This is a genomic window from Kitasatospora sp. NBC_00374, assembly GCF_041434935.1.
GTDB lineage: Bacteria > Actinomycetota > Actinomycetes > Streptomycetales > Streptomycetaceae > Kitasatospora.
Genome location: NZ_CP107964.1, coordinates 3,620,134 through 3,643,240 on the forward strand (window position 1 = coordinate 3,620,134; position 23,107 = coordinate 3,643,240).

Below are 23,107 nucleotides of genomic sequence, written 5' to 3' on the forward strand. Positions count from 1 at the left end.
CGCACGGCCGCCGCCGGCCTGCGGGATCATTGAACGGCAGGCCCCCGGACGGGCGGGCCGCTGGCGGCCACCCGCCGCACCGACGAGAAGGAATGGCTGACACCATGAGCGGAGACAGCACCGGCGAGCGCAACCCGTTCGCGCCGCCGCCTGCGGACGCCCCCGATCAGCCCTGGCAGCCACGCATCCCCCCGGCTGCCCCGCCCGGTTCGGGGCACGAGGACGGCGACGACGAGCGCCCACAGGTACCGCCGCCGCACCCCTGGAGCCCCGGCCACCGCGGCGGCGGCTGGAACCCGCCCCAGCCCGCGCCCAAGTTCGACCCGAACGACCCCGCGCAGCGCCGGGCCCGGCACGCGCTCATCGCGGGCATGGGCGGCCTGTTCTGCACGATCGTCGGCATCTACTACGTCGCCCTGCTGCTCGGCGCACTCGCCGTCTACTGGGCGGTCAGCGCCCTGCGCGGCGGCCGCACCGACGGCCGGGCCGCGCCCGTCGGCGCCCCGGCGGCGCAGCCGCAGACCCCGGCCGCGATCGGCGGGCTGTTCACCGGCGCCGTGGTGGTGCTCTTCACCCTCGGCTGGCTCGGCGCCCAGCTGTACTACAACGACTACGTGGTCTGCGTGAAGGACGCCCCGACGGCCGAGGCCCGGCACAGCTGCAAGACCAGCAACCCGGTGCCGAGGCTGCTGGTCGCGGTGGTCGACCCGGAATCCCTCTGACCCGGACTCCCACTCCCCGGAATGCCTCCGCCCCGGGGCCCGCTGACCCGGGACCGCTGACCCGGGCCCGGCCCCGGGCCGGAGGATCCCCGCGCCCGACCGGACCTGACTAGGAATGTCCGGAGAACGGCAGCCGCAGGTCGGAGACCCGGGTGAGCACCCGGTGCAGGGCCGCCCGGAGGCGGACCGTACGGCGGACGGCGAAGCGGTCGAGGGCCGGCCACCAGCCGGACACGCCGTTGCGGGTGTGCCACCGGCGGACCAGCAGGGCGCCGGGCAGCGCGGTGGCGGCGAGCCAGGCCGCGGACGCCAGGCCGGCCTGCCAGGCCGCCGGGCCGAGTTCGGACATCCGGCCCGGCGCGAGCCCGCCGCCCGCCACCCAGGCCGCGGCTGCCGCCGACCCGCCGCCCAGCACCGCGGCGGCGAGCGCGGCCAGCACGGTGTCCCGGACGGACCAGGGTCCGCCGTCCTCGCCGGCCCGCCCGCGCGCCGGCTGCCCGCCCGCCGCGGACCTGCCGAGCAGGAGCGCCGGCCAGACGGCGGCCAGCACCGGCAGCGCCAGGGCCGGCAGCCCCCAGCCCGCCCCGCCGGACGCGGGCACCAGCGCCAGCAGCGGGAACTCCGGCAGCGGCCCCACCGTGGTCCCGGCGGGCGCCACGGCCGTCCCGGTCCCGACTGCGAAGCCCGTCCCCAGCGCGTAGGAGGCGGCCCAGAGCACGGCGTTGGGCATCAGCGCGGCGCAGGCGAGCAGCAGGCCGAGGAAGCCGGCCGCCCCGCCGCCCAGGACGTGCACCGACCGCCCGGCGCCGCCCGGCACGACGGCCGCGGTCAGCAGCAGCCCGCCCGCGGCCACCAGGGCCAGCAGCCAGGCGGCCACAGCCCGCCGCACCGCGGCCGCCGCACCGGGCGGGCCGCCGGGCACCGGCGGCCGGAGGGCGGCCAGGCGGCGGGCGGTCGCCGCCGGGAGCGGCGGCAGGCTCCCGCCGGCGCCGGTCCACAGACCGTGACCGAGCCCGCCGGCCAGCACCACGGCGACGGCCGCCAGATCCGCCACCGGGCGGGAGCGCAGTACCGCCTCCGGGTCCGCGCACTGGGCGACCACCGCGGCGGCCACTCCCAGGTAGCCGGCGGCCAGGGCGAGCGGGGCGCGCCAGTTGGGCCGTCCGCGCCGCCCGATCCGGGCCCCGGCGCGGTGGACCACCACGAGGGTGAGCGCGGTCAGCAGCAGCGGGGTGACGGTCACCGGGCCCGCCTCGTCGCCGCGGACCAGCGGGGCGGCGTGGCCGAGCAGCCAGAGCGAGCCGGCCAGTCGGACGGCGCCGGCGGCGGTGTCGTCCGAGTACGGGGCGAGCACCCACAGCCCGAGCACCGGTACGGCGACCAGGGCGAGCGTGAGCAGCGCCGTCCGCACGCCCATGAGCACGTCGGCGAGGGCCGAGCGGGTGCCCAGGTCGCTCGGCAGGCCCAGGATCGGACGGCCCATCAGCTGCGTCATGGGCCTCATGCTCCCAAGATCACCCGTTGTGCCCCGTCAACGCGCGCACCTTCGCCGTGTCCCGGATTATCGGTACATGTGCCTAATTTCGCTCAGCAGTCGGGGCGAGGGACCACGGTGACCGCGCCCTCGACCACCGGGAAACGGGCCGGGAAGCCCGCCGCCGCGGCATCCGCCGTCCAGAAGGCCCCGGGGCCCGCCCGCCCGGACGCCGCACGGCTGCTGCGGCTGCTGACCGCCCGTGAGGCCCGGCTGCTCACCCGGTTGGCGGCCGGCGAGGACCTCGCCGGCGTCGCCGCGGATCTGGGTCTGTCCCCCGCGGCAGCGCGCACCCGGCTGCACCGGGCGGTGCGCAAGCTGGGGGTGCGGACCGCGGCGGAGGCCGCCGCGCTCCTCGGCGACCCGGGCGCCGTGCCCGCCCGCGCCCGCCCGGTCGAGGCGGGGGCGCACGGGCCGCGCGAACTGCCCGGGCCGCCCGCCCGCCCGCAACCGCCGACCGCGGCCCGGCCCGCCGATCCGGCCGAGGCCGGGGAGCCTGCGGACGCCGCCGAGCCCGGGGACCTGCCCGGCTTCACGGAGTTCTGCCGAGCCGTGCACACCCGGCTGGTGCAGCAGACCTTCCTGCTGACGGCCTGTCGGCACCGGGCCGTGCACAGTGCGCACCTGGCCCTGGGCGCGGCCTCCCGGCGGTGGGACGAGGTCGGCGCACTGCCCGATCCGGAGGGCTGGGTCCGGGCACTGGCCTTCGACGCCGCGCTCTCCCCCTGGCACCGGGGCGGGCCCAGGCGGACGCACCTGTTCACCCTGCCGCACCGCCGGATCCGGGTCGGCGCCGCCGGCAACGAGCGGGAGGACCGGCTCTCCCCGCGGGACAAGGCCCTGCTGAAGGCGCTCCGGCGGCTCTCCCGCCCGCGCCGGCGGGCGCTGGTGCTGCACGACGGGCTGGGCCTGCCGACCCCGGTCGTGGCCACCGAGGTCGAGTCGAGCACCGCGGCCGCGGCCGGCCGGGTGCGGGCCGCGCGGGCGGCGCTGGCCAGGGAGGTGCCCGACCTGGTGGGCCCGGACCCGTCCGCACCCGAGTTCGGCGACCGGGTCGGCGAGCTGCTGCACCAGGCCGCGGTGCGCGGCTGCCCGGCGCCGCGGCTGCCGTCCCCCGGGCTGCTGGCCGTGGAGAGCCGGCTGCGCTCCGGCTCGCTCACGGCCGGCGCCGCGCTGCTCTGCGTGGCGACCGTCGCGACGATGGCGGCCACCGTGCTCGGGAGCGGACCGTCCGAGGTGTTCCGCCCGGCCCCGCCGGATCCGCTGCCGCGGATGTGCTCCGCGACGGACAGCGGCAGCGCCGGTCCGGTCCTGCCGGGCGCGCAGGCGGGGATCCGCAGCCCGTGGTGCGAGGTGCCCGGGACGCGGTCGGTGCAGGCGGCCATCGCGCCGCCGCCGGCGGTCTCCGCGACCACGGCCGCCGTCGTCGAGGCGATGCCGGTGGGCGTGGGCTGCCCGCCGCTGCGGCCGTGCCCGGCCGGGACGCCGTCCGGGGTGCCGCGGCTGGCCGACCTGCTGCGCTGACCTGGAGCGCTGACCTGCAGCGCCCGGCCGGCCGTGCCGAAACGCCGAGGGCGCCGCGGACGGGAGGATCCGTCCGCGGCGCCCTCGGGTGGTTACCGGGCTGGTCAGCCGATCAGCTGACGGGCCAGGCGAGCGGTCTCGGACGGCGTCTTGCCGACCTTGACACCGGCGGCCTCCAGGGCCTCCTTCTTCGCCTGCGCGGTGCCCGAGGAGCCGGAGACGATGGCGCCGGCGTGGCCCATGGTCTTGCCCTCGGGGGCGGTGAAGCCCGCGACGTAGCCGACGACCGGCTTGGTGACGTGCTTGGCGATGTAGTCCGCCGCACGCTCCTCGGCGTCGCCGCCGATCTCGCCGATCATGACGATGATCTTGGTCTCCGGGTCCGCCTCGAACGCCGCGAGGGCGTCGATGTGGGTGGTGCCGATGACCGGGTCGCCGCCGATGCCCACGGCCGAGGAGAAGCCGAGGTCACGCAGCTCGTACATGAGCTGGTAGGTCAGCGTGCCGGACTTCGAGACCAGGCCGATCGGGCCGGACTTGGTGATGTCGGCCGGGATGATGCCGGCGTTCGACTGCTCCGGCGAGATCAGGCCGGGGCAGTTCGGGCCGATGATCCGGGTCTTGCTGCCCTTCGAGCCGGCGTACGCCCAGAAGGCGGCCGAGTCGTGGACCGGGACACCCTCGGTGATGACGACCGCGAGGCCGATCTCCGCGTCGATCGCCTCGACGACGGCGTCCTTGGTGAACTTCGGCGGCACGAAGATGACGGTGACGTCGGCACCGGTCTTCTCGATGGCCTCGGCGACGGAGCCGAAGACGGGCACCTCGGTGCCGTCGACGTCAACGGTGGTGCCGGCCTTGCGCGGGTTCACACCGCCGACGATCTGGGTGCCGGAGGCGAGCATGCGGCGGGTGTGCTTCATGCCCTCGGAGCCGGTCATGCCCTGGACGATGACCTTGCTGTCCTTGGTAAGGAAGATAGCCATGATTCAGTCCTCTCCCTTACTTGTTGGCCAGCTCGGCGGCGCGGTCGGCCGCACCGTCCATGGTGTCCACCTGCTGCACCAGCGGGTGGTTGGCGTCGGTCAGGATCTTGCGACCCAGCTCGGCGTTGTTGCCGTCCAGGCGGACGACGAGCGGCTTGGTGACGGCCTCGCCCTTCTCCTCGAGGAGGGCCAGCGCCTGCACGATGCCGTTGGCGACCGCGTCGCACGCGGTGATGCCGCCGAAGACGTTGACGAAGACCGACTTGACGTCGGTGTCGCCCAGGATGATCTCCAGGCCGTTCGCCATCACCTCGGCGGACGCGCCGCCGCCGATGTCGAGGAAGTTGGCGGGCTTGACGCCGCCGTGGTTCTCACCGGCGTAGGCGACCACGTCGAGGGTGCTCATGACGAGACCCGCGCCGTTGCCGATGATGCCGACCTCGCCGTCGAGCTTGACGTAGTTGAGGCCCTTGGCCTTGGCCGCGGCCTCCAGCGGGTTCGCGGCGGCCTTGTCCTCGAGCGCCTCGTGGCCCGGCTGGCGGAACTCGGCGTTCTCGTCCAGCGAGACCTTGCCGTCGAGCGCGATGATCTTGCCGTCGCCGGACTTGATCAGCGGGTTGACCTCGACGAGGAGCGCGTCCTCGGCGATGAAGACCTTCCACAGCTGCTGCAGGACGTCGGCGACCTGGTCGGCCACGTCCGCGGGGAACTTCGCGGCGGCGACGATCTCGGCGGCCTTCTCCGGGGTGCAGCCCTCGTTGGCGTCGACCGGGATCTTGGCCAGGGCGTCCGGGTTCTCCTCGGCGACGACCTCGATCTCCACGCCGCCCTCGACGCTGGCCATGGCCAGGAAGGTGCGGTTGGTGCGGTCCAGCAGGAACGAGACGTAGTACTCGTCCTTGATGTCCGCGGTCTGGGCCAGCATCACCTTGTGAACGGTGTGGCCCTTGATGTCCATCCCGAGGATCGCCTCGGCCTTGGCGACGGCGTCGGCCGGGTCGGCGGCGAGCTTGACGCCACCTGCCTTGCCTCGGCCACCGACCTTCACCTGAGCCTTGACGACGGCGCGGCCGCCGAAGCGCTCCGCGATGGCGGCAGCGTCTGCGGCGGTCTCGATGACATCGCCGTCAAGCACGGGTACACCGTGCTTGGCGAAGAGGTCCCTCGCCTGGTACTCGAACAGGTCCACGTGTTTGTCCTTGTTCGTGGTCGCGGATTGTGTCTCTACGAGCGTGCCACGGCAGGATCTTCGCTGCGGGTCGTCGGGGCTGCACAGGTACGCAGATTTGCGGCCTTGCGGCCTACACAGCGCCGGGCGCACCGTCAATCAACACGCGCGTCACGTCCGTGTGGCAGGTTATCCCCGGACGACGGGCGTGTTTCGCCCGGGACCGGCTCGGGTTTGGTGAGAACCGTCACAACCGGCCGGATCGCGCCTGTTCCATACCGCTTTCACAGGCGCCGCGCCATGGGTGTGAGCACCGGAGGGGGCCCACACCTTCGGGTGAATCGGCTCAGTGGCCGGCCGGCACCGGGAGCGGCCGCTTCTCGATCGCGGCGGCCATGATGTCCGGGAAGGCGTCCGGGGTGCAGGCGAAGGCCGGGGCCCCGAGCGCGGCGAGCGCGGCGGCGTGCGCGTGGTCGTACGCCGGGGCCCCCTCGTCGGAGAGCGCGAGCAGGGCGATGAACTGGACGCCCGAGGCCTTCATCGCGGCGACCCGCTTGAGCATCTCGTTGCGGATGCCGCCCTCGTAGAGGTCACTGATCAGCACCACGATCGTCTCGGACGGCCTGGTGATCTTCGACTGGCAGTAGGCCAGCGCGCGGTTGATGTCGGTGCCGCCGCCGAGCTGGGTCGCGAACAGCACGTCCACCGGGTCGGTCAGCTGCTCGGTCAGGTCGACCACCGAGGTGTCGAAGACCACCAGCCGGGTGTCCAGGCTGTGCATCGAGGCGAGCACCGCGCCGAAGACCGCCGAGTGCACCACCGAGGCGGCCATCGAACCGGACTGGTCGATGCAGAGGATCACGTCCTTCTTGACCGCCCGCTGGGCGCGTGCGTAGCCGACCAGCCGCTCGGGGACGACCGTGCGGTGCTCGGGCAGGTAGTTCTTCAGGTTGGCCCGGATCGTGCGGCCCCAGTCGATGTCGCTGTGCCGGGGGCGGTTGACCTTGGCACTGCGGTCCAGGGCACCGCCCAGGGTCGAGCGGGTGCGGTCGGCCAGCCGGCGCTCCAGCTCGGCCACCACCTTGCCGACCACCGCACGGGCGGTCTCCCGGGTGGTCTCGGGCAGGGCGTGCTTGAGCGACAGCAGGGTGCCGACCAGGTGCACGTCCGGTTCGACCGCCTCCAGCATCTCGGGCTCCAGCAGCAGCCGGTCCAGGCCGAGGCGGGTGATGGCGTCCTGCTGCATCAGCTGGACCACCGAGGTCGGGAAGTACTCGCGGATGTCGCCGAGCCAGCGCGCCACCTGCGGGGCCGAGCCGCCCAGGCCGGCGCTGCGGCCCCCGGACCGGCCCTGGCCCTGGCCCTGGCCCGGCTCGGTGCCCCGGTAGAGCGCGGCCAGGGCGCCGTCCATCGCCGCGTCCCGCCCGCCGAGGGTGCAGCCCGTCCCGTCGGCCTCCCCGCCGAGGACGAGCCGCCACCGGCGCAGCCGCTCGGCGGCGGGGTCGGCCGGGGCCTGGACGGGGTTCGGCTGCGTGCTGGTCATCTGACACTCCTTCGGTGCTGACGGGTCGGCGGTCGGTGCGGGCGCCGGGCCGGGTGGTCCCCTCCACCACCCGGCCCGGCGGCGCGGTTCAGCCGGCCCGGCGGTCGGCCTGCCTCGGGATCCGGACCGGCGCGGCCGGCAGGCCCAGCAGCAGGGCGAGGGTGGGCAGCGCGGCGTCGGCCCGGGTCTGGTCGAGGTCGGCGGTGGCCGCCGTGGCCGGCGCGGCGGGGCGGCCCAGCGGGCCGGCCGCGACCCGCTCGCCGACGGTGCGCCGGACGCCCGCCTCCAGGGCGGAGAACGTCCGGCGCAGCACCGGCAGCAGATCGGTGAAGGTCTCCGGGCGCACCCCGGCCAGCCAGTCGTCGAGCAGGGCCAGCAGCCGGGTGTCGTGCAGCAGCAGCGCACCGCCGCCGGCCAGGAACCCCTCGACCCAGCCGGCCGCGTCGGCCGGTGTGCCGCCCGGCGAGAGCACCAGGCCGAGCCGGCGGCCGGCCTCCTCGGTGTCCAGCCGGGTGTCGTCCAGCAGCAGCCGTACCGAGCGCCCGCGCAGCAGGCCCGGGGCACCCGTGGCCGGGCCGGCGGACGGCTCCCGGGCGGCCAGGGAGTGCAGGGCGCCGGCCCAGCGGTCGGCGATCGGGTCGTCCGGGTCGTCCTCCGCGGCCAGCAGGCCGACGGCCGCGTGCACCGCGTCCAGGTGCGAGCGCATTGCGTTGGCACCGTCCGCGTCCAGGCCGGTGCAGGCGGCCGGAAGGCCGACGCAGACCCGTTCGGCGAGGCCGCGGGCGACCTTGGCCAGGGCCGCACTGTCGGTGCCGCGCACATCGCCGTAGCGCAGCGCCCTCACCAGCGCCGGCAGCGCGGCCGCGAGGTGGGCGACGTCGGTGTCCAGCGCGGCGCGGTCCGCCAGCAGGCGCATCACGGCGGGCAGCGCGGCGGGGAGCGCGGCGAGCAGGCAGCGTTCGGCGAGCGCCGTGAGGGCGGCCAGCTCGGTGGCCGCGGCGGCCTGGCCGACGGCCTTGCCGGTGGCCGCGTCCTCCACCGTGGTGCCCCAGTGAGCGGCCTCGACCACCCGGACGGCGAACTCGGGCTCCCAGCGCAGCCGCCAGGTCTCCCGGAAGGTGCCGGTGGAGTTGACGGCCGATCGGCTCGGGGTGCCCCAGTCGATGCCGAGCAGGCGCAGCCGGTGCAGCAGGGTCGAGCGCTCGGCGTCCAGCTCCCTGCGCAGGTCGAGGACGAGCTCGCGGTCGGTCGGCTCGGGCTTGAGCCGCAGGCTGCGCTGGAGCCGGGCGAGGTCGCGCTGGAGCGGGACGGCGGGGGCCGCGTCCGGCACCTCGCCGAGGGCGTCGCCGACCACCAGCCGGTCGTGCACCAGGGCGAGGGCGACGTCGGAGCCGTCGCACATGACGGACCGGACGGCGTCCAGTGTCTCGGTGAGCCCGGCCAGCGGGCGTCCGCGCATCGCGGCGAGCGTGTCGGCCAACCGGACGGCCTCGATGACGTGGGCGGAGGAGACCGGGTGGTCCTCGGCCCGCAGCAGCTCGGCGACCCGGGTCATCCAGCGGGCGACGGTGTCCCGCTCGGTGGCGAACAGGTGGTGGTACCAGCCGGGCGAGTCGATGCCGGCGCCGTACCCGGTGTGCTGGGAGAGCCTGCGGTGCGTCCAGGGCACCCAGGTGATCTCGGCCTTCACCTTCTTCGGCAGGGCGGCCAGCAGGGCCTTGTCGTGCGCCGCCGTCGGCATGTCCCGCAGGGCCGGGACGTGCCAGGCCCCGCAGACCACCGCGACCCGGGTGTGCCCGGCGCGGCGGGCGGCCCGCAGCTGCTGGCGCATGTACGCCTCCCGCAGCTCGTCCCGGCGGCCGGCCGGGACGCCGTCGCGCAGCGCGGTCATCGCCTCCGCCACGGCCTCGAACGGGGCGAGTGCGTCGGCGCCGGGGGCGCGGTGCTCGACCACGTCCTCCCACCAGCGCTCGGGGTCGTCGTGGCCGGCGGCCTCGGCGAGGGCGGCGATCGGGTCCGTGGCGGGGCCGTCCTGCTCCCCGGACGTGCCCCCCGGCCCGCCCGGGACGGGAGCGTCGGCGGCAAGGCTGTGGGCGGCCGGCAGGTCGATGAAGCGGACCGGGACCTGGTGCTCGACCGCGTACCGCAGTGCCACCCACTCCGGGGAGAAGACCGCGAACGGCCAGAACGCGGCCCGGGCCGGGTCGTCGACCACGTGCGCGAGCAGGGCGACCGGCGGTACGAGGTCCTTCTCGGCGGCCAGCGCGGTGAGGCCGTCGGCCTCCGGCGGGCCCTCGATCAGCACCGCGTCGGGGCGCAGCTGCTCCAGCGCGGCGGCCACGGCACGGGCCGAACCGGGGCCGTGGTGCCGGATGCCGAGCAGCGTCGGTCCGTTGGTCATGTCGGTCCACCTCCTCCGGAGTGCTGGGGTCAGTTGGAGTGCTCGCGGGCGGCGCGGTAGAAGTCCTTCCAGCCGTCCCGCTCGCGGACCACGCCCTCGACGTACTCGCGCCACACGGCCCGGTCGGCGACCGGGTCGCGGACCACCGCGCCGAGGATGCCGCCGGCCACGTCGCCCGCGCGCAGCACGCCGTCGCCGAAGTGGGTGGCCAGGGCGAGGCCGTTGGTGACCACCGAGATCGCCTCGGCGGTGGACAGGGTGCCGCTCGGGGTCTTGACCTTCGTGCGGCCGTCGGCGGTGACGCCGGCGCGCAGCTCGCGGAAGACCGTGACGACCCGGCGGATCTCCTCGGCGCCCCCGGGCAGCTCCGGCAGGTCGAGCGAGCGGCCGAGCTGGCCGACCCGGCGGGTGACGATGTCGACCTCCTCGTCCAGGGTGGCGGGCAGCGGCAGGATGACGGTGTTGAAGCGCCGGCGCAGGGCGCTGGACAGCTCGTTGACGCCCCGGTCGCGGTCGTTGGCGGTGGCGATCAGGTTGAAACCGCGGACGGCCTGGGTCTCGGCGCCCAGCTCGGGGATCGGCAGGGTCTTCTCGGACAGGATGGTGATCAGGCTGTCCTGGACGTCGGCGGGGATGCGGGTGAGCTCCTCGACCCGGGCGATCTTGCCGTCCGCCATCGCCCGCATCAGCGGGGACGGCACCAGGGCGTCGCGGCTCGGGCCGTGGGCGAGCAGCTGGGCGTAGTTCCAGCCGTAGCGGACGGCCTCCTCGGGTGTGCCGGCGGTGCCCTGGACGAGGAGCGTGGAGTCGCCGCTGATCGCGGCGGCCAGGTGCTCGGAGACCCAGGTCTTGGCGGTGCCGGGCACGCCGAGCAGCAGCAGCGCCCGGTCGGTGGCCAGGGTGGTGACGGCGACCTCGACGATCCGGCGCGGGCCGACGTACTTGGGGGTGATCACGGTGCCGTCGGGGAGCTCGCCGCCGAGCAGGTAGGTGGCGACCGCCCAGGGCGACAGCCGCCAGCGCTCGGGGCGCGGACGGTCGTCCCGGGCGGCGAGCGCGGCCAGCTCGGCGCCGAAGGCGTCCTCGGCGTGCTGCCTGAGGACCTCGCCCGGCGCGGCGGCGGTGGGTTCGGTGGCAGGGGTTTCGGTGGTCATCATCGGCTCCTGGATGCGGGCCGCCGGGCACGGCTGTGGCAGGGCACGGGCGGCTCAGGGGGTAGGTGGGGACCATCGGCGCGGAGGTCGTACAGGCGTTCGCGGCCTGTGGGAACAACCATGCACCGGCCCACTGACAACGCCGCCCGCACCACCGCGGCGGACCTCTGACGGACCGTCGGCGGGTGCCGGGCGTTGTCAGTGGCGGCGCCTAGCGTCGTGGGCATGGAGGAACGCTGGAGCACCGAACACGTCCTTTCCCTCGCACCCGACCAGGCCTCGCTGAAGGCCGCCGGCAAGCTGTCCGGGCCGGCTCCCTGGTCCGGTACCGGCTGGGAGCAGGGCGTGCTGTGGGGGCTGTGCAAGGGCAGCGGGAGCACGCCGTACCGGGCCGCCGTGGAGCTGGCCACGCCCGCCTACAAGTGCAGCTGCCCGAGCCGGAAGTTCCCGTGCAAGCACGTCCTGGGCCTGCTCCTGCTCTGGAGCGCCGGCACGGTCGAGGCCACCGAGGACGCCGGGCAACCCGACTGGGTGGCCGAGTGGATGACGGGCCGGCAGGCCGCGGTCGAGCAGAAGGCCGCCCGGCAGCAGGCCCGGACGGAGGCCGATCCGGCAGCCGCCCGGCGGCGGGCCGAGCGGCGCTCGGCCCGGGTCGCGGCGGGCGCGGGGGAGCTGCGGCTGCGGCTCGCCGACGGCGTCCGCCGCGGCCTGGCCGACCACGGCGCCTCGGCGGCCGACTGGGAGCAGGTGGCGGCCCGGATGGTGGACGCCCAGGCTCCCGGTCTGGCCACCCGGGTCCGAAAGCTGACCCATACGCCGCAGTCCGGCCTGCTGGCCGGCTACGCCCTGCTGCACCTGCTGGCGGGCGCCTACGCCCGGGTCGACGAACTGCCCGAGGAGCTGGCCGCGACGGTCCGCACCAGGGTCGGTTTCACGGCCGACACCGCCGACCTGCTGGCCGGCCCGACCGTCCGGGACCGGTGGCAGGTGCTCGGCAGCCGGGACACCGCGGACGAGCGGCTGACCACCCGCCGGCTGTGGCTGCGCGGCGCCAAGACCGGCCGCCCCGCCCTGCTGCTGGCCTTCGGCCGGCCGGGCCAGGCCCCCGAACTCGCCCTCCCCACCGGGCAGGTGCTGGAGGCCGAGCTGGCCTTCCACCCGGGCGCCCGGCCGCTGCGCGCCGTGCTCGGCCCGCGGTACGGCGCGCCCGAGGCCGGGCCCGCGGAGCCGCCCGCCGGGTTCTCCCCCGCCGAGGCGATGGCCGCCTACGGCACGGCGGTGGCGGCGGACCCGTGGCTGGAGTCCTGGCCGGTGGTGCTGAGCGACGTGGTGCCCGTCCTGGGCCCCGAGGGCTGGCAGCTGACGGACGGCCGCAGCGCCGTCCCGGTGCGCCGCGGCTCGGTGCCCGAGCAGGCGCTGTGGCGGCTGGCGGCGGTCTCGGCCGGGCATCCGGTCACGCTGTTCGGCGAGTGCGGGCACGCCGGGTTCGCCCCGGTGACGGCCTGGGCGGAGCACGGTCGGCCGGTCGGGGTGGGCCAGTGAGGCGCCCGCCGGTGAACCACCCGTCGGCGAGCGACCCACCGGTGGACCGCCCCGAAACCCCGTCCCTGTACTCGGATCCGACCGGAGGCCGGCCATGACCACCCCCACCGCAACCCTCGGGCCCGCCGCGGACGGCTGGGCCGAGCTGGAGACCGCCGCCCTGCTGGGCACCGACCGTCGGCCGCTGCCGGATCCGGCCGGGCCGCCCGCGCTGCTGGCGGCGGCCGGCGCCGTCGACCGCACCGACCCGGCGGTCGCCCTGCTGGACCTGGCCGCGCTCGCCGCCGTCCGCCGCCGGGCGGGCGGGCAGGCGCTGCCGGCCCCCGAGCTGCCGGCGGCCGCGCCCCCGGACGACCGCCGCGAGCTGCCCCGGGCGGCGGCCCACCGCCTGGCGGTGCTGGTCGGCGGGCGGACGGCCGGCGCCGCGCCGGCCAACCTGGCCGAGCTGCTGCCGCAGTGGCTCGGCGCGGCCCTGGAGCGCGGCTACCGGCTGCCGCCCGCGCTCGTCCCGGCGCTGCTGGACGCGGCGCGGGCCCGCAGCGAGCTGCGCGGCGACGTGGTGGCGCTGGCCGGGCCGCTGGGCCGCTGGCTGGCGGAGCGCAATCCGGACTGGCGTTTCGTCCACCGGACGGCCGCCGAGTCGGTACCGGGCCCGGCCGGTCCGCAGATCTGGCAGGAGGGCCTGTTCGCGGAGCGGGTGACGTATCTGGCCAGGCTCCGCCGCGAACGCCCCGAGGAGGCGCTGCAGCTGCTGGGGTCGACCTGGGCGACCGAGCGCGCCGAGGACCGGGTGCTGTTCCTGGACGCCCTGCAGGACGGCCTCGGCGCGGCCGACGAGCCGTTCCTGGAGGCGGCGCTGACCGATCGCAGCAAGAACGTCCGGGCGACCGCCGCCGAGCTGCTCTCCACCCTCCCCGGCTCCGCACTCGCCACCCGGATGGCGGAGCGCGCCCGTACCGCGGTACGCCTGGAGGGGCGCCGGCTGACGGTCAGTCCGCCCGTCGAGTGCGATGCCGGGATGCAGCGCGACGGCATACCGCCCAAGTCGCCGACGGGCCGGGGTGAGCGTGCGTGGTGGTTCGGCGAGATCGTCGCGGCCGCACCGCTGTCGCTCTGGCCCGCCGACACCGGGCTCGGCCCCGAGCAACTGCTGCGGCTGCCGGTCGGCGACGGCGAGAGCGACTGGACGGACGACCTGCGGGAGGCCTGGGCCAGGGCGGCCGTCCGCCAGCAGGACGCCGACTGGGCCCGGGCCCTGCTCGGCCCGGTGCCGCGTCCCGGGCACCCCGGCCGGACGGCGGGCTCGCCCGCCCGGCTGCTCTCCGTACTGCCCGTCGCCGAGCGGGCCGCCTGGGCGGCCGCGTTCGTCCGCGCCCACGGCCTCGGCGACGCGTTCCAACTGCTCGGCGCCTGCGGCACACCGTGGACGCCACCGCTGTCCACCGCCGTGGTGGCCGCGTTGGAGCGGGCCGCCGGGTCCGGCGCGTACCCGTGGAGCCACAGCGGGGTGCTGGGCATGACGGAGCGCGCGCTGGCACCCGAGGCCGCCCCGGCGGTGGAGGCGCTGGCCGCGGACGCCGCACCCGATACCGCCTGGGCGGAGACCTTCACCAGGCTGGCCGGGACGCTGCGCTTCCGCGCCGCGATGCTGGCCGAGCTGGACGGGTGACGAGAGGTCAGCCGGCGCTGCGGAGGTTGGCCTCGACCCAGGACACCACGTCCTGGGTCGGGGTGCCCGGGGTGAAGATGTCGGCGACGCCGAGTGCCTTGAGCTCGACGATGTCCTCGGGCGGCACGATCCCGCCGCAGAACACCTTGATGTCCTCGGCGTCGCGCTCGCGCAGCAGCTCCAGCACCTTGGCGCAGAGGGTCATGTGTGCGCCGGAGAGGATCGACAGGCCGATGCCGTCGGCGTCCTCCTGGATCGCGGTGTCGACGATCTGCTCCGGAGTCTGGTGCAGGCCGGTGTAGATGACCTCCATGCCGGCGTCCCGCAGCGCCCGGGCGATCACCTTGGCGCCGCGGTCGTGACCGTCCAGCCCCGGCTTGGCGACCACCACACGGATCGGGCCTGACACGCCCATGACTGCCTCCTGGACCTCATCGTCCACCACCCGGCCGGCCTGGTCGGGCACGGGCTTGGTGTTAACCACTCTTAACAGACCTGAGGGGAGGGTAGCGCCAACCACGCCCGGCGTCCGTTTCGCCCGTCGAGAGGAGGGGAAAATCACAGCACCGCACACCCGTCACCCCCGCGCCGTCCGCCGCGGGGGCCCCCGCGCCACCCTGCCCGGGGAGAGCCGCATGCACCGTTGCCCGCTGCCCGAAGGCCCCCTGACCGACCTCGACACCGCCTCCGCCACTCCCGCGACCGCCGCCGAGACCACCGCAGAGACCACCGGCGGGACCACCGACGGGACCGTCACCGCAGGCCTGCCGCTGCGCCGGGCCGCCGCCACCGTCCGGGGCGCCGGCGCCGAGGCCGCCGCGCTCGCCCACCACCTGGTCCGCTACCCGACCGGCATCCCGCCGGAGCCCCGGCCGCGGCCCTGCCCGCCCGACCTCGGAGCCGACCGGCCGGCCCGCGGCCCGGTGCTGCTGCTGCACGGTCTGGCGGACAACCGCGCGGTGTTCCGCCCACTCCGGCGCGAGCTGCACCGGCACGGCTGGACCCACCTGCACGCCCTCAACTACTCGCCGCTGATCCGGGACGTCCGGGCCGCCGCCGCGCTGCTGGCCCGGCACGTCGCCTGGGCCGCCGAGGCCCACCCGGGAGGGCCGGTCACCCTGGTCGGCCACAGCCTGGGCGGGCTGATCTGCCGCTACTACGTACAGCGCCTCGGCGGCGACGGCCCGGTCCGCACGGTCGTCACGCTCGGCACGCCGCACGCGGGGACCACCGCCGCCCTGCTGCCCACTCCGTTCCCGATCATCCGTCAGCTCCGGCCGGGCAGCGAACTGCTGACCGAGCTCCGACTGCCCGCGCCGCGCTGCCGGGCCCGGTTCACGGTGCTGCGCGGCGAGCTGGACGAGGTGGTCCTGCCGGGCCGCAGCGCCTGGCTGGACCACCCGGACCTGCGGGCCGACAATCTGCTGATTCCCGGTGCCGGACATATCGGCCTGCCCGCCCACCCGCTGGCCGTCGAGGCCGTTCGACGGGCGCTGGAAGCCCAGGACGGCGCGGGAGTGACGGAGCGACAGGCCTCCTGAGATGCGCACTTTGTCCGGAATCGGGGGAAGGGGCTACAGTCTCGCCTGGTTTCTCCTCCTTCCACCAAGGCGGCAGCGTGACCATCAACTCCCGTCAAGGCACCCGCGCCCGACACCGTGAAGCCACCCGGCGCGGCACCCGCACCGCCGTCCTCACGGTGGCACTGCCCTCGGCCGCCACGCTCGGGGTGTTCACCGCCGCCGGCGCGGCCGTCGAGTACGACAGCACCCGCCTGCCCGCGCCGAGCTCCGTCGACGGCGCTCCGGCCACCGCCGGGGCCACCCCGCCCGACACCCCGCGCGACGCCGCGCCCGCCCCGGCGGAGCCCGAGCGGGCCGACCGGATCGGGACCAGGCCCGAGCTGCCGGCCCCGCCGGAGCCCCCGGAGCCCTCCCACTACGCCCTGCCGGTCGCCCAGCCCGGCCTGAGCGCCGGCTTCGGCCAGGCCGGCACCCACTGGGCGGTCCGGCACACCGGCATCGACTTCCCGGTGCCCTCCGGCACCCCCGTCCGGGCCGCCACCGACGGCACCGTCAGCACCCGGTGGAGCCGCGCCTACGGCTACCTGGCCACCGTCACCGGCCGGGACGGCACCACCACCTGGTACGGCCACCTGCGCTCGTACCGCATCCGCAAGGGACCGGTCCGGGCCGGCGAGGTGATCGCGTACTCCGGCAGCACCGGCAACAGCACCGGCCCGCACCTGCACTTCGAGGTCCGCCCCGACGGCGGGGCACCGGTCGACCCGCTGCCCTGGCTGCTCGCCCACGGCCTCGACCCGCGCTGACCGACCGGCCGACCGGCCGACCTACCAGCCGACCGACCTACCTACCAGCCGACCGGCCGACCGGCCGCCGGGACGTTCGGGCCCGCTGACAACCTTTCACCCGGGCCCGCGCGTCTGTCGGCCGTGAGTCAATCAACCGAGGACGCCGCGTACGCAGCCTTCGTCGAAGCCGCCTGGCACCGGCACCTGCGCACCGCGACACTGCTCACCGGCGACCGCCACCGTGCCGAGGAGCTGCTCCAGGACTGCCTGGTCAAGCTCTACGTGCGCTGGCAGCGGGTGGACAGCGGCGATCCGCACGCCTATCTGCGCCGGATGCTGGCCAACGGCAACGTGAGCTGGTGGCGCCGAAGGCGCCGCGAACTGCTGACCGACGACGCCCCCGAGGCCGTCGACCGGCGCGCAGGCCCGTCCGCCGATCCGCCCGACCGGCGGGACGAACTCCGCCGCGCCCTGCGGGCACTGCCCGCCCGCCAACGCGCCGTGGTCGTGCTGCGCCACATCGAGGACATGTCCGAGAAGGAGACCGCCGCCGCGCTGGGCTGCTCGGTCGGCACCGTCAAGAGCCAGAACGCCAGGGCGATGGCCCGGCTGCGCACCGAGCTGCGGGACACCGCCCTGCGGCAGACCGCGCCGCAGGAGACCGCGCCGCGCGAGAACGAGGAGGCCACGCTGTGAGCGAGGACGACGCAGGGCTGTCCCGCGCCCTGATGGACCTGGCGGACCACAAGGCGGCCCCCGGGCCCGTCCCGGTGGCGGACCTGCTGCGGCGCGGCCGGCGGGCCCGGCGGCTGCGCACCGCGGTGCGGGTCGGCACCGCGACGGGCGCGCTCACCCTGGCGGTCGCGGCGGGCGTCGCGGCCCTGCCCGCGGCGCCCGCCGGCCCGGCCGGCCCGGCCACCGCGCCCGTGACCGGCCCGCCCGCCCCGCATCCGCGCGAGGGCTACCGGGTGACGCTGACCTACACCGTCGAGCAGGACAACCGCCGGCTCGCCGGCCACGCCGACCGGTACACCGGCACCGTCGACCCCGGCGCCCACCGGGCCCGGCTGGACGGCCCGATGTCCCTCCGGTTCACCGACGGCGAGGAGTACGTCGACCGGGGCGGCTGGCGCCCGGGCGGCATGGTCTCCGCCCCGCGCGGCACCCTGCCGGTCGGGCAGCTGCTCACCGACGACCCGCGGGACCTGCTCGCCCGGCTGCGGGCCCGCGGCACCGTCACCCCCGTTCCGGCCGGCGGAGGCGGCGAGGCGTACACCTTCTCCTACGTGTCCACGACCTCGCCCTACACCGGCGAGCCCGCCGAGCTGACCGGCAACCGGCCCAACACCGTGACCGGCAGCATCGAGCTCGCCGGCGGCCGCTACCGCGGCATCACCCTGCAGACCACGCTCACCGGCCCGGACCCGGCGACCGCCGACCGGGACCCGGTCACCCGCCGACTGGTCATCACCTTCACCGACGCCGGTGCCCCGGTGACGGTCGAGCGGCCGGTCCCGCCGCCCTCATGACGGACGGCCCGGGCCCGCATCCTCGGGCCCGGGCCGTTCCTGCCGTACCGTCAGAGCTTCTCCACCGGCGCGTACCGCAGCAGCAGCTGCTTGCGCCCGGTGCCCGCGCCGAAGTCGACCGTGGCCTGCGCCTTGTCGCCGACCCCCATGGTGGCCACCACCGTGCCCAGGCCGAAGGTGTCGTGGGTGACCCGGTCGCCGACCGCCAGCGAGGGCACGTCGCGGTCCGCCATGGTGCGGGCCGACTTGCCCCAGCCCGCCTTCGGCGCGGCCCCCGCCCCGGCGCCGCCGCCGGAGGACAGCCGGGAGGAGCCGTACGAGCCCGAGGACCCCGCCGAGCGGGAGGCCGGGACGGCGGCGGCGCCGGTGCGCTTCCACTCCACCAGCGGCTCCGGGATCTCCTCCAGGAACCGCGAGGCCGGGTTGTACGAGGGCTGGCCCCAGGCGCTGCGCAGCACCGAACGGGTCAGGTACAGCCGCTGCCGGGCCCGGGTGAGGCCGACGTAGGCGAGCCGGCGTTCCTCCTCCAGTTCCTTGACCTGGTTGAGCGCCCGCATGTGCGGGAAGATCCCGTCCTCCATGCCGGTCAGGAAGACCACCGGGAACTCCAGGCCCTTGGCGGTGTGCAGGGTCATCATGGTGATGACGCCGCCGCCCTCCTCGTCGTCCGGGATCTGGTCGGAGTCGGCGACCAGCGCGACCCGCTCCAGGAAGTCGGCCAGCGAGCCGACCGGCGGGGTGCCGTCGCCCTCCTCCGCCTCCGGACGCTCGCCGGGGTCCTTCTCGTACTCCAGCGCGACCGCGGCGAGCTCCTGGAGGTTCTCCACCCGGGTCTCGTCCTGCGGGTCGGTGGAGGCCTGCAGCTCGGCCAGGTAGCCGGTCTCCTCCAGCACCGCCTCCAGCACGGCGGCCGGGCCCGCGCCCGACTCGACCACCTGACGCAGGCCGGCCAGCAGCTCGTTGAACTTCCGCACCGCGTTGGCCGAGCGTGCGGCCATGCCGTACGCCTCGTCGACCCGCACCAGCGCCTGGGCGAAGCTGATCCGCTCGCGGGCGGCCAGCGCGTCGATCATCGCCTCGGCCCGGTCGCCGATGCCGCGCTTGGGGACGTTGAGGATCCGGCGCAGCGGCACGGTGTCCTCGGGGTTGGAGAGCACCCGCAGGTAGGCCAGGACGTCCCGGACCTCCTTGCGCTCGTAGAAGCGCACCCCGCCGACCACCTTGTACGGCAGGCCGACCCGGATGAACACCTCCTCGAACACCCGGGACTGCGCGTTCGTCCGGTAGAAGATCGCCACCTCGCCGGGACGGGCCGCGCCCTGGTCGGTGAGCCGGTCGATCTCGTCGGCGATGAACTGGGCCTCGCCGTGCTCGTCGTCGGCGACGTAGCCGACCACCTTCTCGCCCTGGTCGCCGGCCGTCCACAGGTTCTTCTTGCGGCGGTTGGTGTTGCGCTCGATGACCGAGTTGGCGGCGGTGAGGATGGTCTGGGTGGAGCGGTAGTTCTGCTCCAGCAGGATCGTCGTCGCGTTCGGGTAGTCCTCCTCGAACTGGAGGATGTTGCGGATGGTCGCGCCGCGGAAGGCGTAGATCGACTGGTCCGCGTCACCCACCACGCACAGCTCGGCCGGGGAGATCTGGGCCAGCCGGGCCTCGGCCGGGTTGACGAAGTCGCCGTCCACGGTGAGCCTCGGCGCGTGCGCGGCGGCGCCGCCGCTCAGCTCGCGGACCAGGGTGTACTGGGCGTGGTTGGTGTCCTGGTACTCGTCGACCAGGATGTGCCGGAACCGGCGGCGGTAGTGCTCGGCCACGTCCGGGAAGGCCTGCAGCAGGTTGACCGTGGTCATGATGATGTCGTCGAAGTCCAGCGCGTTGGCCTCGCGCAGCCGCCGCTGGTAGAGGAAGTACGCCTCGGCGAGCTTCTTCTCCATCGGGTTGGCGGCCTGGTCGGCGTAGGTCTCCTCGTCGATCAGCTCGTTCTTCAGGTTGCTGATCTTCGCGGTGAAGGACTTCGGCGGGAACTGCTTCGGGTCCAGGTCGAGATCGCGGCAGACCAGGCCCATCAGGCGCTGCGAGTCGGCCGAGTCGTAGATCGAGAAGCTGGAGGTGAAGCCCAGCAGCTTGGACTCGCGGCGCAGGATCCGCACGCACGCGCTGTGGAAGGTGGACACCCACATCGCCCGGGCCCGCGGCCCGACCAGCTGCTCGACCCGCTCGCGCATCTCGCCGGCGGCCTTGTTGGTGAAGGTGATCGCCAGGATCTCCCCGGGCTGCACGCCCCGGGCGCCCAGCAGGTGGGCGATCCGGTGGGTCAGCACCCGGGTCTTGCCGGAGCCGGCGCCGGCCACGATCAGCAGCGGCGATCCGTGGTGCAGGACCGCCTCGCGCTGCGGGTCGTTCATCCCCTCCAGCAGCTGCGCGGGGTCGATCACGGTGCGGGCGGCGCCGTTGCGGTAGTACGCGTCGCGCTCGGCGTCGGCGGCGTGGTCGGTCCGGAACAGCCCGTCCGGGATCGCCTCCTCGTACGGGGCGTAGTCATGGGGAGCCTCCTCGTACGGGGGCTCCTCGTACGGCGGGGGCTCGTCGGCGGCGGGGCGGCTCGACCCGACGGCTGGGTCCTCGAAGCCGGGGAGCGGGAGGTCGTCAAAGAGGCTACTCATGGCCCTCCGAGTCTATGACCCGGCACCGACAGCCCGTGCCGTTCGGCCGGAGCCCGGACACCGCGACACCCCGGGGCCCGCACGGCGGCGCCCTGGGGTGTGCGTGCGCCGGGCCGCGCCGCCCGGCCCTCAGACCAGCCGGCGCGCCGTCGCCCACCGGGTGAGCTCGTGCCGGTTGCTCAGCTGCAGCTTGCGCAGCACCGCCGAGACGTGGCTCTCCACCGTCTTCACCGAGATGAAGAGCTGCTTGGCGATCTCCTTGTACGCGTAGCCGCGGGCGATCAGCCGCAGGACCTCCCGCTCGCGCTGGGTGAGCCGGTCCAGGTCCTCGTCGACCGGCGGGGTGTCGGTGGCGGCGAAGGCGTCGAGGACGAAGCCGGCCAGCCGGGGTGAGAACACGGCGTCGCCGTCGGAGATCCGGAAGATCGCGTTGACCAGGTCGGTCCCGGTGATCGTCTTGGTGACGTAGCCGCGGGCACCGCCGCGGATCACGCCGATCACGTCCTCGGCGGCGTCGGAGACGGACAGGGCCAGGAAGCGCACCCCGGTCGGGTCGGACATCAGCGGGGCGGAACGGCGGAGCACCTCGACGCCGCCGCCGCCCGGCAGGTGCACGTCGAGCAGCACCACGTCGGGCCTGGTCTCGGCGACGACCTGGACGGCCGACTCCACGTCGTCGGCCTCGCCGACCACGTCGATCCCGGTGACCTCGGTCCGTCCGATCTCGGCCCGGACCCCGGTACGGAACATCCGGTGGTCGTCGACCAGGACCACCCGCGCGGTGCGCTCCGGTCCTGCTGCCACGGCCTCAGACATCAGCTCTCTCCATCTCCAGCTCGACCTCGGTACCGCCGTCCGGCGCGGGGCGCACCCTCGCGGTGCCCCCGTTGCGCCGCATCCGGCCGATGATCGACTCCCGTACGCCCATCCGGTCCTCGGGCACCGTGTCGGGGTCGAAGCCGGGGCCGTGGTCGCGGACGAACACGGACACCGTCCGCCCCTCCACCTCTGCGTACACCTGGACCGGTCCCCCGCCACCGTACTTGGCCGCGTTGACCATCGCCTCCCTCGCGGCCCGGATCTGTGCGGAGATCTTCTCGTCCATCGGACAGTCGCCGACGCAGACCAGCTCGACCGGCACCCCGTGCCGGTCCTCGACCTCGGCGACGACCTGGCGGATCCGCTCGGCCAGGGTGTCCGGGGCGGCCTCGGCGGCGGCCTCCGGGCGGTAGAGCCACAGCCGCAGTTCGCGTTCCTGGGCCCGGGCCAGCCGGAGCACCTCCTTGGCGTCGTCGGCGTTGCGCTGGATCAGCGTCAGGGTGTGCAGCACCGAGTCGTGCACGTGGGCGGCGATCTCGGCCCGTTCCTGGGCCCGGATCCGGGCGGTGCGCTCGGCGCCGAGGTCCTGCCACAGGCGCAGCGCGTACGGGCCGACCAGCACCAGCACACCGGCGAGCACGGCGATCGAGGCCTCGATCACCGAGCCGAGGGTGGAGCCGCTGCCCTGGAGCACCAGGAACGCGATGATGCCGGCGACCACCAGCAGCACACCGCCGACGACCCGGGTGTAGGCGCCGCGCCGCCGGGTGGCCTCCTCCAGGCCGAACCAGCGCTGCCAGCGGGAGTCGTCGGCCTGCCGCCAGACGAGGGCGACGCCGACGCCGACGATCAGCAGCGGCCAGACGTACGGCTTGGCGGTCTGGATGTGCAGGGCGCTGAGCAGCGCCATGATGCCGACCACCAGCAGCAGCAGCGCGAAGAGCTGCCCGACGCCGCCCCGGCCGGCCTTCTCGGGCTGGGCGCCGGGGACGCCCACCTCGCCGGGGCCGGCGGGCGAGGGCTCGCCGTGGAAGGTGCGCTGGAGCAGGTCGCGCAGCCGTCCGAGGCCGGCCCGGCGGCCCTTGCTCAGCTCGCCGACGCCGGTCTGGCCCGCGGGGACCCGGACGAAGCCGCCGTCCTGGTAGATCCAGCGGGCCGCGGCGCCGGGGGCCGGTTCGCCGATGCCGATCGGCACCACGAACCAGAAGGCGGCGTACAGCAGCACCCCGACGCCCTGCGCGAAGAACAGCAGGATGAAGGCGACCCGGACCCAGGTGACCGGCAGGCCGAGGTGGACGGCGAGGCCGTGGGCGACGCCGCCGAGCATCCGGCCGTGCGGGCTGCGGTAGAGCCGCCGGTAGGGCGGCCGGGCCTCGCCGGCGGGGGTCGGTTCGGTGCCCGCGGCCGACGGGACGTCGGGGGCGGGGGGCTGGGATTCGGTGCCGGGTGCTGCCACGCCACGAATGGTCACACGCACGCGGGCCCGGGCGCATCAGGGTAGGGCCCTGAGGGCCGTCTCAGGGACAGTTCAGGGTCGGCCCCGGG

Annotated in this window: 18 protein-coding genes; 8 read left to right on the forward strand and 10 right to left on the reverse strand. The window is 75.4% G+C overall.

What is annotated here, in order from left to right:
* Window positions 1-104 precede the first annotated feature (104 nt).
* Window positions 105-722, forward strand: a complete 618-nt coding sequence (locus OG871_RS16155; RefSeq protein WP_371497495.1) for a hypothetical protein — start codon at window positions 105-107, stop codon at window positions 720-722.
* 109 nt (window positions 723-831) lie between these two features.
* Here OG871_RS16155 and OG871_RS16160 read toward each other — a convergent pair whose 3' ends face one another.
* Entirely contained in the window at window positions 832-2,217 is a 1,386-nt protein-coding gene (locus tag OG871_RS16160; RefSeq protein WP_371497496.1) for a DUF6350 family protein, read from the reverse strand.
* 117 nt (window positions 2,218-2,334) lie between these two features.
* Between OG871_RS16160 and OG871_RS16165 the strand changes: the two genes are divergently transcribed.
* The gene (locus OG871_RS16165) at window positions 2,335-3,780 is read left to right on the forward strand and encodes a LuxR C-terminal-related transcriptional regulator (RefSeq protein ID WP_371497497.1); all 1,446 of its coding nucleotides are present in this window, start codon (window positions 2,335-2,337) and stop codon (window positions 3,778-3,780) included.
* 104 nt (window positions 3,781-3,884) lie between these two features.
* Here the strand turns inward: OG871_RS16165 and sucD are convergent, their stop codons facing one another.
* From sucD to OG871_RS16190, 5 genes are all read right to left on the reverse strand, one after another.
* Window positions 3,885-4,766: a succinate--CoA ligase subunit alpha gene (gene sucD, locus OG871_RS16170; RefSeq protein ID WP_371497498.1), complete on the reverse strand. Its 882-nt coding sequence runs from the start codon at window positions 4,764-4,766 to the stop codon at window positions 3,885-3,887.
* Between the two features lie 16 nt (window positions 4,767-4,782).
* Window positions 4,783-5,955: an ADP-forming succinate--CoA ligase subunit beta gene (sucC, locus tag OG871_RS16175; protein WP_371497499.1), complete on the reverse strand. Its 1,173-nt coding sequence runs from the start codon at window positions 5,953-5,955 to the stop codon at window positions 4,783-4,785.
* Between the two features lie 325 nt (window positions 5,956-6,280).
* Entirely contained in the window at window positions 6,281-7,477 is a 1,197-nt protein-coding gene (locus tag OG871_RS16180) for a VWA domain-containing protein (protein WP_371497500.1), read from the reverse strand.
* An 88-nt stretch (window positions 7,478-7,565) separates the two neighbouring features.
* On the reverse strand, window positions 7,566-9,878 hold the full coding sequence (locus tag OG871_RS16185; protein ID WP_371497502.1) for a DUF5682 family protein: 2,313 nt from the start codon (window positions 9,876-9,878) through the stop codon (window positions 7,566-7,568).
* A 29-nt stretch (window positions 9,879-9,907) separates the two neighbouring features.
* Window positions 9,908-11,032, reverse strand: coding sequence for an AAA family ATPase (locus OG871_RS16190; RefSeq protein WP_371497503.1), 1,125 nt, complete (start codon window positions 11,030-11,032; stop codon window positions 9,908-9,910).
* A gap of 225 nt (window positions 11,033-11,257) precedes the next feature.
* On the opposite strand from OG871_RS16190, the gene OG871_RS16195 reads away from it, so the two are divergent.
* Together OG871_RS16195 and OG871_RS16200 are read left to right on the forward strand one after the other, a co-directional pair.
* The gene (locus OG871_RS16195; protein ID WP_371497504.1) at window positions 11,258-12,574 is read left to right on the forward strand and encodes an SWIM zinc finger domain-containing protein; all 1,317 of its coding nucleotides are present in this window, start codon (window positions 11,258-11,260) and stop codon (window positions 12,572-12,574) included.
* A gap of 94 nt (window positions 12,575-12,668) precedes the next feature.
* Entirely contained in the window at window positions 12,669-14,243 is a 1,575-nt protein-coding gene (locus OG871_RS16200) for a DUF5691 domain-containing protein (RefSeq protein WP_371497505.1), read from the forward strand.
* 7 nt (window positions 14,244-14,250) lie between these two features.
* Here OG871_RS16200 and OG871_RS16205 read toward each other — a convergent pair whose 3' ends face one another.
* Window positions 14,251-14,658, reverse strand: a complete 408-nt coding sequence (locus OG871_RS16205; protein WP_371503330.1) for a cobalamin B12-binding domain-containing protein — start codon at window positions 14,656-14,658, stop codon at window positions 14,251-14,253.
* Window positions 14,659-14,878: 220 nt separating this feature from the next.
* Here OG871_RS16205 and OG871_RS16210 point away from each other — a divergent pair, with 220 nt between their 5' ends.
* From OG871_RS16210 to OG871_RS16225, 4 genes are all read left to right on the forward strand, one after another.
* Window positions 14,879-15,784 (forward strand): esterase/lipase family protein, encoded by a 906-nt coding sequence (locus OG871_RS16210; RefSeq protein WP_371497506.1) that lies wholly within the window; start codon window positions 14,879-14,881, stop codon window positions 15,782-15,784.
* Between the two features lie 77 nt (window positions 15,785-15,861).
* Window positions 15,862-16,572, forward strand: coding sequence for a M23 family metallopeptidase (locus OG871_RS16215; protein WP_371497507.1), 711 nt, complete (start codon window positions 15,862-15,864; stop codon window positions 16,570-16,572).
* Window positions 16,573-16,695: 123 nt separating this feature from the next.
* The gene (locus OG871_RS16220) at window positions 16,696-17,250 is read left to right on the forward strand and encodes a SigE family RNA polymerase sigma factor (protein ID WP_371497508.1); all 555 of its coding nucleotides are present in this window, start codon (window positions 16,696-16,698) and stop codon (window positions 17,248-17,250) included.
* Window positions 17,247-18,083, forward strand: coding sequence for a hypothetical protein (locus tag OG871_RS16225; RefSeq protein WP_371497509.1), 837 nt, complete (start codon window positions 17,247-17,249; stop codon window positions 18,081-18,083). The genes OG871_RS16220 and OG871_RS16225 overlap by 4 nt, the downstream gene beginning before the upstream one ends.
* A gap of 50 nt (window positions 18,084-18,133) precedes the next feature.
* Here the strand turns inward: OG871_RS16225 and pcrA are convergent, their stop codons facing one another.
* The 3 genes from pcrA to OG871_RS16240 form a co-directional block, all read right to left on the reverse strand.
* Window positions 18,134-20,743: a DNA helicase PcrA gene (gene pcrA, locus OG871_RS16230; protein ID WP_371497510.1), complete on the reverse strand. Its 2,610-nt coding sequence runs from the start codon at window positions 20,741-20,743 to the stop codon at window positions 18,134-18,136.
* Between the two features lie 129 nt (window positions 20,744-20,872).
* A complete protein-coding gene (locus OG871_RS16235; protein WP_371497512.1) occupies window positions 20,873-21,559 on the reverse strand; it encodes a LuxR C-terminal-related transcriptional regulator in 687 nt (228 codons plus the stop codon).
* Window positions 21,552-23,018, reverse strand: coding sequence for a PspC domain-containing protein (locus tag OG871_RS16240; protein WP_371497513.1), 1,467 nt, complete (start codon window positions 23,016-23,018; stop codon window positions 21,552-21,554). Before OG871_RS16240 ends, OG871_RS16235 begins: the two co-directional genes overlap by 8 nt.
* Window positions 23,019-23,107: the final 89 nt, after the last annotated feature.

Bases quoted from the DNA above. Each gene is read 5' to 3' on its own strand.
- OG871_RS16205 (WP_371503330.1), bottom strand. From the start codon at position 14,658: ATGGGCGTGTCAGGCCCGATCCGTGTGGTGGTCGCCAAGCCGGGGCTG.
- pcrA (WP_371497510.1), bottom strand. From the start codon at position 20,743: ATGAGTAGCCTCTTTGACGACCTCCCGCTCCCCGGCTTCGAGGACCCA.
- OG871_RS16185 (WP_371497502.1), bottom strand. From the start codon at position 9,878: ATGACCAACGGACCGACGCTGCTCGGCATCCGGCACCACGGCCCCGGT.
- OG871_RS16200 (WP_371497505.1), top strand. From the start codon at position 12,669: ATGACCACCCCCACCGCAACCCTCGGGCCCGCCGCGGACGGCTGGGCC.
- OG871_RS16210 (WP_371497506.1), top strand. From the start codon at position 14,879: ATGCACCGTTGCCCGCTGCCCGAAGGCCCCCTGACCGACCTCGACACC.
- OG871_RS16235 (WP_371497512.1), bottom strand. From the start codon at position 21,559: ATGTCTGAGGCCGTGGCAGCAGGACCGGAGCGCACCGCGCGGGTGGTC.
- OG871_RS16190 (WP_371497503.1), bottom strand. From the start codon at position 11,032: ATGACCACCGAAACCCCTGCCACCGAACCCACCGCCGCCGCGCCGGGC.
- OG871_RS16160 (WP_371497496.1), bottom strand. From the start codon at position 2,217: ATGACGCAGCTGATGGGCCGTCCGATCCTGGGCCTGCCGAGCGACCTG.
- sucD (WP_371497498.1), bottom strand. From the start codon at position 4,766: ATGGCTATCTTCCTTACCAAGGACAGCAAGGTCATCGTCCAGGGCATG.
- OG871_RS16155 (WP_371497495.1), top strand. From the start codon at position 105: ATGAGCGGAGACAGCACCGGCGAGCGCAACCCGTTCGCGCCGCCGCCT.
- OG871_RS16180 (WP_371497500.1), bottom strand. From the start codon at position 7,477: ATGACCAGCACGCAGCCGAACCCCGTCCAGGCCCCGGCCGACCCCGCC.
- OG871_RS16195 (WP_371497504.1), top strand. From the start codon at position 11,258: ATGGAGGAACGCTGGAGCACCGAACACGTCCTTTCCCTCGCACCCGAC.